This window comes from Wenyingzhuangia aestuarii (assembly GCF_011927765.1).
Taxonomy (GTDB): domain Bacteria; phylum Bacteroidota; class Bacteroidia; order Flavobacteriales; family Flavobacteriaceae; genus Wenyingzhuangia; species Wenyingzhuangia aestuarii.
This window is the reverse complement of sequence record NZ_JAATJG010000008.1, coordinates 57498-68257: the sequence shown is the minus strand read 5'-3', so window position 1 is coordinate 68257 and position 10760 is coordinate 57498. Positions and strand designations below refer to the sequence as shown.

The 10760-nt window shown below is 31.4% G+C and carries 4 protein-coding genes; all 4 read left to right on the top strand.

Annotation, left to right across the window (positions count from 1 at the left end):
* The first annotated feature begins 13 nt into the window (after positions 1-13).
* The 4 genes from GGR97_RS09035 to GGR97_RS09020 all read left to right on the top strand — a co-directional run bounded on the left by GGR97_RS09035 (position 14) and on the right by GGR97_RS09020 (position 10644).
* On the top strand, positions 14-2056 hold the full coding sequence (locus GGR97_RS09035; protein WP_167898193.1) for a glycoside hydrolase family 127 protein: 2043 nt from the start codon (positions 14-16) through the stop codon (positions 2054-2056).
* A gap of 35 nt (positions 2057-2091) precedes the next feature.
* Positions 2092-5166, top strand: a complete 3075-nt coding sequence (locus GGR97_RS09030; protein ID WP_167898192.1) for a T9SS type A sorting domain-containing protein — start codon at positions 2092-2094, stop codon at positions 5164-5166.
* A complete protein-coding gene (locus tag GGR97_RS09025; RefSeq protein ID WP_167898191.1) occupies positions 5159-7984 on the top strand; it encodes a PQQ-binding-like beta-propeller repeat protein in 2826 nt (941 codons plus the stop codon). Before GGR97_RS09030 ends, GGR97_RS09025 begins: the two co-directional genes overlap by 8 nt.
* A gap of 320 nt (positions 7985-8304) precedes the next feature.
* Complete coding sequence (locus GGR97_RS09020; protein WP_167898190.1) at positions 8305-10644, top strand: ATP-dependent helicase; 2340 nt, start codon at positions 8305-8307, stop codon at positions 10642-10644.
* Positions 10645-10760: the final 116 nt, after the last annotated feature.

Genomic DNA, 10760 nt, shown 5'->3' with positions numbered 1-10760 from the left:
ACAATCAATAAATATGAAATTTATAAATATTAGTTTCTTTTGCGTGCTTTTAGTTGTTTTAACAACTAAAACAACTACAGCACAAAAGTTGCATTTAAACTCTAACAAAGGAATTATTAACAATATTAATAGTCCTAATATGAAATTTAAAAGTATTGATATTGGAGATTGTAAATGGACAGAGGGTTTTTGGGCAGATAAATACAAAAATGCAGAGGAGGTAATGGTTCCTCATATGGAAGAAATTTTAACCGGAGATGTAGGATTTGCTTTAGATAATTTTAAAATAGCAGCAGGGTTAAAAAAAGGAAAACATCAAGGAATGCATTGGCATGATGGTGATTTTTATAAGTGGATGGAGGCAGCTATGTATGTTTACGCAAATAATAAAGATGCTAAAATTTTAGAAAGATTAGAATCATATATAGAAATTATAGGAAAGGCTCAAGAAGAATCGGGGTACTTACATACAGAAATTAGTATTGATGATAACCTAGAACCCTATCAAGAAAGACGTTTTCATGAAATGTATAATAGTGGTCATTTATATATTGCAGCAAGTATATATTATAGAATTACAGGAAAAACTAATTTTTTAAAAATAGCCATTAAAAACGCCGACAATTTGTATAAGATATTTAGTCCTCAACCAGAAGAATTAGCGCGTTTTGGTTTCAATCAAGTTCAAATTACGGGATTGGTAGAGCTTTACAGAACTACTAATGAGAAAAAGTATTTAGAATTGGCCCAATTATTTATTGATATGAGAGGGAAATCTAAAGTAAAACCACATAAAACCGTTCGTTTTAATATGATTGGAGATATGACCCAAGAACGAACACCCTTTAGAGAAGAAAAAGAAGCTGTAGGGCATGCTGTTTTAGGACTGTATATGTATACTGGAGCTGCTGATGTTTATGCAGAAACGGGTGAAAAAGCACTGATTAATACTTTGGATAGAATATGGGGAAACATTGTTGAGAAAAAGATGTTTATTACGGGTGCTTGTGGTCAGGCACATGATGGTGGATCTTCTCATAGAGATTTTGTACACGAAGCGTTTACATTAGATTACCAAATGCACAATTCAAATTCATACAACGAAACTTGTGCAAACCTATGTAATGCAATGTTTAATTATAGAATGTTAAGTATTAAAGGTGAGTCTAAATATGCTGATATTATAGAAACTGTAATGTACAATAGTGCATTATCTGGTATTGATATTAAAGGAGAAAATTATTTTTATACCAACCCGTTAAGAAGAAGTTTCGATCAGCATTTAGGAGGTACAGATTATAAAACAAGACAGCCTTATATCCCATGTTTTTGTTGCCCTCCTAACTTGGTAAGAACTATAGCAAAGCTATCAGCATGGGCGTACAACTTAAGTTCTAATGGTGTGGTAGTTAATTTATTTGGAGGAAATAAACTAGACACTAGGTTGTTAGATGGTACTAAATTAAAATTATTTCAAACAACTAATTATCCATGGGAAGGTAATGTATCTATAAAAATAGAGAAATGTAAAAAAACAGCATTTGATATATTTATTAGAGTGCCTCAATGGGCAAATGGAACTAAAATTTTAGTAAATGGTAAAGAAATTTCTCAAACTATTTCTGTAGGATCATATGCCGTACTTAATAGAAAGTGGAAAAAAGGTGATGTAATTTCTTTAGACTTACCTATGAATGTAAAATTATACACAGGACATAGGAGAATAGAAGAAACAAGAAACCAAGTAGCTATAAAAAGAGGTCCAGTGGTATACTGTGTAGAAACGGCAGATTTACCTGCTAAAACAGATGTATTAGATGTTTATATACCTTCAAAAATTAAACTAGAATCTGTCTATGAATCTAGCCTTTTAGGAGGAGTTACCACTTTAAATGGAAATGTAAAATTAAAAAGAAGTACTCGTGAAAATATAATGTATCCTAATATAGAGGGAACAACATGGGAAACATATAAAGCTAAATTTATTCCTTATTATTCTTGGAGTAATAGAGGTGAAGGAGAAATGACTGTGTTTATGTCTCTAATTTGGGAATAATATTTAAATAAATGTAATTGTTAATGCTTAAAAAAATGAAGCAATGTTCTAGAAGCAGATTTGTGTTAGTTGTAGTTTTGTTAGTTGGTGTGTTAGGGTATTCACAAGGTTTAACATCTTTAAACGTAGGTAGTACCGTAACAAAAGTAAGAGTTGCAAAATTTAAAAGTTCAACAAGAATAATAGCTAGTAATTATAATGGAAATATAATTGCTTTAAATTATGTGGGAAATGTTTTATGGGAAACAGTACTGTCTGAAGGAGTTATGAATCATGAAATATGGGTTGATGATTTGGACAATGATGGTTATGATGAAATTTTAGCAGCAAATGCAAACGGAACATTGTATTGTTTGAATTATGAAGGAGCAATATTGTGGGAGTTTAAACAAAATAATTCACCATTAATTTCTGTTTGTGTAATTCACAAAGTAGGAGGTGTAAATCCATATATTGCATGTGGAGGTAATGATTTAAGCATCTATTATGTTTCTAAAGATGGAGATTTAATAAAAGAAATACCTTCTTCATCCTATCTAACAACAATACGACCTAATAGTACTTGGGTAGATGATGGTACTTTGCCTTATAACGTACACAGCGTTAACTTTTTAAGACCTATTCCTCAATCAGATGGTTCAGATCATTTATTATTACATGGAATTGTAGCTAATACAGATGCTAATGGAGAGTTTTTTGAATTTGAGCCAGATGCTGTTACTCCGTTAAATAATGCTAAGAAGGTTAGATGGGGTCCCATAGGTGATTTAAGAGTAAGAAAAGTTAATGGCAATAATGTGTTATTAATGGGATTTTCGGGTATAAAAAAAATAGAGCATTTAGGACTGATGGATCTAAATACAAAATCAATCAACTCTATTAATTTAGACGATATTATCCCAAAGCTTTTAACAGGTTACAGAGTTACCCAAACAGATTTGATAGAAATTTCTGGGCAAGAAATGTATTTTGTCTTAATGGGAGAAAGAATATACTTAATTCCGACCTCCCTTAATTTAGCAACAACTCAAGTTTTAATAGGATCTTTTTCGTTTAATGATATGGTTTATGATAAAGAAAATCATAAAATCATACTAGGAAGTATTCAAAGCGGAGGCAATCAAATTCATATTATCGATTTACAAAGTGCTAATTGGAAATCAGAATTTGAAGCTTTTCAACCAGGAGGAACAATTGCGTCCATTATAGAGAATTCAAATAATATATCTAGTTTATTAAAAACGTACCAAAAACCAAGCTGGGAGAGAAATCCTTTAGATATTTTAATGATGTCTGAGGCCGCGGATAAAAAATTAAGTGCTGAGGCTTTGGTTATCAAGAAAAAGTATTCCAACTTAAAATTTATGGGATATAAATGGATGACTAGTGTATATGATTGGGATAGATCTGGTCTTGAAAGTGAAACTTTAAGAAATCAAAGAGATTCAAGAAAAAATTATAGTTTAACAGAATCAGAAGTTGTAGATCAATTAAGTTCAGGGTACAATGCTGAGGGCTTAGCTACTTGGGGAGGACATGGAGTTGATCCGTTTATGTTTGGACCTGCAGAAACTATTAAAAAAGTAGTTGATAGAGGATCAGGAAAAAGATCAGTATGGATTTGGCCAGAACTAACTATTTTACACAAAGAAACTTTTGGTGAAGTTTTAGAAAAATTATTTTATCCTTTAGGTGAATATGCAAATGCAGGTAATAACTTAAAATTATTTTTAAGACCTAAACATGTGTTTTGGCAATCTGTAATTTACAAAAAAGAATGGTCTAGATTTTTATCTGGAGAATTTGCTAATGTTTTGGTTCCTGCTTTAGAAGAAACGTTAGATCAAACACAAGATTTAAGTTTGGCTGGTAGGTTAGGATTATGGGCTAGTGGGGTTTGTAATGAGTGGGGAACCAGAGCTGTTAGAGATAATGCATCTTATATGAGGAATAGACAGTTTTCTCATCAAAATTTACCCAATCATTTTCTTAGAAATTCTATTTTTCATACTGCTTATGGAGCTAGGTATATTAATAATTTTGCTTTAACTTCAGATTATTCGGAGTACATGACATTGTTATGGGAATTGTTAGGCTCTGGAGCTCTGTATATTCCTAAAGTTGATGAAATAGTAAGTTTTTCTCCGGTACATTTAAGCATGCTAGAACCAGAAGAAATTTATTTAAGAGAAGGAAATAGCATGGATGCAACAGTTCGTTACAACAATAGTTTTCATCCAAATAATCCTTTTGTGTTTAATAGATTAAGTTCAGATTGGTCTGGTGCACAAGTACCAGGGTGGGATTTTTCTAGTTATGCATCTGGAGTAAAAGATAGAAGATCTAATTTTTTAGCTCCTTATCCTAACGGAATGGTATTAATTACACCTCCTCAAAAAGGTGTTTATGTACAAGAAAATAAGGTAAGAGAAGCTTTAGAAAATAGGTTACACCCTTTTTACAAAGGAAGGTTAAAAGAATTTTACACAGATGGTAGATATTACTACTCTGCTGATGGAACAGAAAAATACAATGCAAAACAATACGCAAGTGTTATAGAAACAGAAATTAAACAAGCAGCAAAAGAGTTGCCAATAAATGTATCGGGAAATGTTGCATGGGTAGTTGCCCAAACAAATGAGAACCACTTTAGATTAACATTAATAGATAAAGGATATTTAAACCCCAAAGATAGAATAGCTGAGATAACATTTAATAATGTAACACCTGTAAAAATAAAAGATCTTGTTACGGGGGAGAACATTAAAGTTGGAGCTATGTCAACATCAATAAATGTAAGTGCAGGGATGTTTAGGTTTATTGATATAGAATTTAAAGAATGGAATTCTTCATTATCGTCAAAAGAAGTGATGAATAATAATACAAATACTATATACCCTGTTCCTACCAAAGATTATATTATAATAAACAAACCAGAAAAAGTTGAAGATTATATTACAATAACAGATGTACTAGGAAATACCGTAATAAAAAAATACATAAAAAAAGAAAAAAATAAAACCTATCGTTTAAATGTGAGCAATTTAAATTCAGGTATTTATTTTTTACAATTAAAAGGAAGTTTTCATAAAATAATAAAAAATGATTAATAGAATACTATATGGTATGTATTTATGGATTGCACTAATCTCAAGTGTTTTTGCAAAAGATAAACAGCCTTCAATAAAAGGAATTGAAACAGGTGTTACCATAACAAAAGTAGTACTTGGGGCAAATAAAAAAGAAAACTTAATTATAGCAAGTTCTTATAATGGAGCTATTTTAGCTATAGATGAGTCAAAAGGTGTTGTTTGGAAAAATGAACTTTCTGATGGAATTATGAATCACGAAATCATAACGAGTGATTTGAATGATGATGGTTATGATGAAATTTTAGCCGTTAATGCCAACGGAACACTTTATTGCTTAGATATTAAAGGAAACATACTTTGGCAATTTAAACAAAATAATGCTCCCTTAATTTCGCTATGTGTTATTCATAAAGCAGGAGGTGTAGATCCTTACATTGTTTGTGGAGGTAATGATAGAAATATTTATTACGTTTCTAAAGATGGAAAACTATTAACAACAATTGCATCTACAAGTTATAAGACAACAGTAAAGCCTAATAAAAAATGGACAGATGATGGAACTTTACCTAAGAATACACATACAGTAAATTTTTTAAGAGCATTGCCTCAAAAAGATGGTTCAGATATTTTATTGTTAGATGGTATTGTTTCTAATACAGATACTAAAAGAGAACTTTTTCAGTTCAAGCCAATGCAAATAAAACCATTTAAATCTAAAATGATTGCATGGGGACCTGTAGGAGATTCTAGGGTTAGAAATATAAAGGGATTTAATAACAACATGTTGTTGTTTGGTTTTTCGGGTATCAAGCCAAATTATCATTTTGCTTTGTATAATCCGGTAACCCAAAAAAATAAATCATATGGTTTAAGTCAGTTAAAACCTAAAATTAATTTTGGTTATAGAGTTACACAAACAGAACCTGTTGTTATAAATAACACAGAGTTGTTTTTTGTATTGTTAGGAGAAAGGGTTTATTTAATTCCGAGTTCTTTAAATATAAAAAAAGCAGAAATAATTGAAGGAATATTTTCTTACAATGATATGTGTTATAATGCTAAAGAAAATAAAATAATCTTAGCAAGTGTTCAAAGTGGAGGAAGTCAAATTCATATTATTGATTTAAATAATAAAAAATGGAAGAAAAGTTTTAAAACTTATGTACCTAAAGGGAATATAACTTCTATTTTAAAAGAATCAACTATTCTAACAAAGCAGCTAAGTAAATTTAAAAAGCCAACATGGGAAAAAAAGCAAGAAAGCTTAACGATGATGTCTCCGCCTAAAGATAAAGTTTTATCTCCATCTGGATTAGCCAAAAAGAATAAGTACGATAATTTAATTTTTATGGGGTATCATTTTATGAAAGAATCTCATGAGTGGGATAGATCTGCAATAGAAAGTGAAACTTTAAGAACTCAAAGAGATGGACGAAAAAAATATATTTTATCTGAAAGTGAAGTTGTTGATAAAATTTCTAAGTCGTATAATAAGAATGGCTTAGCAACTTGGGGTGGACACGGTGTAGACCCCTTTATGTATGGCTTGGAAACAATTAAAAAAGTTATAGATAAAGGAAATGGTAAAATGTCTGTTTGGATATGGCCAGAGCTAACTATTCTACATAAAAAAACTTTTGGAGAAGCATTAGATAAGTTATTTTACCCTTTAGCAGATTATGCAGGAAAGCACAATTCAAAATTATTTTTAAGAACTAAGCACGTGTTTTGGCAATCTTATATCTATAAAAAAGAATGGTCTAGATTTTTGTCGGGAGAGTTTGCAAGTGCTTTTATTCCTGCGTTAGAAGAAACTCTAGATCAAACACAAGATTTAAGTTTGGCTGGTAGGTTAGGTTTATGGACTAGTGGTGTTTGCAATAGCTGGGGAACAAGAGCGGTTAGAGATAATGCTTCTTATATGAGAAATAGACAGTTTTCTCATCAAAATTTACCAAATCATTTTTTAAGAAACTCTATTTACCATATTTCTTACGGAGCAGATTTTGTAAATAATTTTAGTATAAAATCTAAATATAGTGAGTACATGACGATGTTATGGGATTTAGTTGGAACAGGTGCTTTGTACGTACCTAAAGCTAATGAAATATTAAGTTTTTCATCAGTTCATTTAAGTATGTTAGAGCCTGATGAAGTTTATTTAAGAGAAGGAAATAGTATGAATGCTACCATTCGTTACGATAAAAATTTTCATCCCAAAAATCCTTTTGTGTTTAATAGATTAAGTGCAGAGTGGTCTGGAGCAGAAGTTCCTACATGGGATTTTTCTAAGTATGCTTCCGGAGTAAAAGATAGAAGATCTAATTTTTTAGCACCTTATCCAAACGGAATGGTTTTAATTACTCCTCCACAAAATGGAGTATTTGTACAAAAAAATGCTGTTAGAGGAAAGTTAAAAGACAGGCTACACCCTTTTTATAAAGAAAAATTAAAGGAGTTTTATACAGATGGTAGATATTATTACTCTGCAGATGGTAAACAAAAATATAACGCGGATGAGTATTACAAGGTAATAGAAAATGAAATTAAAAAAGCTTCTTCTTTATTACCTGTAACAGTTTCTGGTGATGTAGCATGGGTTGTTGCACAAACATCTCCAAAACATCTAAGACTAACTGTTATTGATAAAGGCTATGTAAATCCTAAAAACAGAGTAGCCAAAGTTCAGTTTAACGGTGTTAAAGTTAAAAAGATAACGAATTTATTAAGTAAAAAATCTATAAAAGTTTCTAAGGATGGGATTAGTAAAATTATGGTGTCAGCAGGGATGTTTAAGTTTATAGATATTGAATTAGAAGAAGAGTTTATAAAGTAAAATATTATTTAGTTTGTAAAATTAAGTTCTTATAAATAATAAAAGCTGAGGGTGTTATTCCATCGGCTTTTTTGTTTTTATAAGCTGTGTTAGTGATTGAGCGGTTTGTTTGAGCTCTTTTGTTTTTGGAGATAACTAACTTGTTAAGTTTTTACTCCAAAAATAAAAAGCGAGTAGCAAAAGCACGACCCGATAGGGAAACACCCATGTAATAGCCTACATAAAAGAGAAGGTTTTTAGACAAGATTGATTTATTTTTGAAGTGCAAAAAGACTCAATACTTTTTCCTATTTTTAGCCTACTTAAAAAAGAATAGCCAAGTGTCAGATTATTTAGAAGGATTAAACCCGCCACAACGTGCAGCCGTTGAGCAAATGGAAGGGCCAATGATTATTATTGCAGGTGCAGGATCTGGAAAAACAAGAGTATTAACTTATAGAATTGCCCATTTGTTAAAAAATGGAGTAGATGCTTTTCAGATATTATCGCTAACGTTTACCAACAAAGCAGCTCGAGAAATGAAAGAGCGTATTGGTGCTGTGGTAGGGCAGAGCGAAGCAAAAAACTTATGGATGGGAACTTTTCACTCCGTATTTGCTAGAATTTTACGTTCTGAAGCTGATAAATTAGGATATCCATCAAGTTTTACTATTTACGACTCTCAAGATACCGTTCGATTAATGAATTCTATCATTAGAGAATTGGGATTAAATAAAGAGCAGTACAAAACAAAAGCTATTTTAGGTAGAATTTCTCAGTTTAAAAATAACTTAATCACGGTTAAGGCATATAGAAATAATCCTGAATTGATTGAAGCAGATACCATGGCTATGCGACCTAAAATGGGAGCTATTTACAAAGCTTATGTAGATAGATGTTTTAAGGCAGGAGCTATGGATTTTGATGATTTGTTGTTGCGTACCAATGAATTATTGGTTCGTTTTCCAGAGGTATTGTCAAAATACCAAGATAGATTTAGATATGTAATGGTAGATGAGTATCAAGATACCAACCATTCTCAATATTTAATAGTTCGTGCTTTGGCAGATCGTTTTCAAAACATTTGTGTGGTAGGAGATGATTCCCAATCTATTTATGCGTTCCGTGGAGCTAACATTAATAACATCTTAAATTTTCAAAAAGATTATCCAGATGTAAAAACGTTTAAGTTAGAGCAAAACTATAGATCTACCAGTAATATTGTAGAAGCTGCCAATAGTTTAATAGAAAAAAACAAAACACGTTTAGATAAAACCATTTTTACGGCAAATGAAGCAGGAGGTAAAATAAAAATAATGCGTACGCTGTCCGATGGGGAAGAAGGTAGGTGGGTGGCCAATTCAATTTTTGAAAATGCCATGAATCAGCAAATGACCTACGATAAATTTGCCATTTTATACAGAACCAATGCACAATCTCGTGCTATGGAAGATGCTTTGCGTAAAAAAGGAATTAAGTATAAAATATACGGAGGATTGTCTTTTTATCAACGTAAAGAAATTAAAGATTTACTAGGGTATTTAAGAGTATTAATCAATCCAAATGATGAAGAGGCTCTAAAAAGAATTATCAATTATCCGGCAAGAGGAATTGGTGCAACTACTATTGATAAGTTGACCATTGCAGCCAATCATTACGGAAAGTCTATTTTTGAGGTAATTAAAGATTTAGGAAGTACTGATATTAAAATTCAAGGAGCTACTAAAAATAAATTAACAAATTTTGCCAACTTAATAGAGAGTTTCCAAATATCTGCGCAAGCTAACAATGCTTTTGAGGTTGCCGATGAGGTAGTAAAAAGAATTGGGTTGATTAAAGATTTACAAGCTGATGGAACTCCAGAGGCAGTAAGTAAAGTAGAAAACGTTCAGGAATTATTAAATGGTATTAAAGACTTTATAGAAGAACGTAAAGAACAAGATTTAGATACTAGTTTAACCGCCTTTTTAGAAGATGTTGCTTTGGCTACGTCGCAAGATACTAAAGATGATGATGAGCCAATGGTCTCTTTAATGACCATTCACTTAGCCAAAGGATTAGAGTTTCCGGAGGTATATATTGTAGGAATGGAAGAAACGTTGTTTCCATCAGCCATGAGTATCAATACTCGTAGTGAATTGGAAGAAGAAAGACGTTTGTTTTATGTAGCCATTACCAGAGCAGAAACGCAATGTTATTTAAGCTTTGCTCATACTCGTTATCGTTGGGGAAAATTAATGGATTGTGAACCAAGTAGATTCTTAGAAGAAATAGATTCAAAATACATAGAACATTTAGCTCCGCAAAGAGATAAGGTTGTTGCCAATCGTTTTGTAGATAGTAATTTGTTTGAAGATGATATTCCTAGAGATAAAATACGTTTTCGTAAACCTGTAACAAGATCTATTCGTAACCAAGAAAAGCCAGCAGAAAAGAAAACACCGTTTAAGCAACCGCAAAACTTAAAACGTGTAACACCTAATTTGGCTCAAAAATTGGGAGCACCTAAGTCCAATCAAAAATTAGAGGTGGGGAACAAAGTAAACCACGCTAAATTTGGAAATGGAGAAGTTATACAGGTAGAAGGAACAGGAGTAAACGTAAAAGCAGAGGTAAAATTTGAAGGAATAGGAACAAAAAAAATACTATTGCAATTTGCCAAATTAAATATATTAGAATAACATAAACTTTATAAAACTAACTGTGATTATATTTTCCTTTTAGGATAAATAATTGTTTATTGTAATACTAAATGTTGCTGAAATCTATTCGTCTGAATACATTAATACGCAGCAGA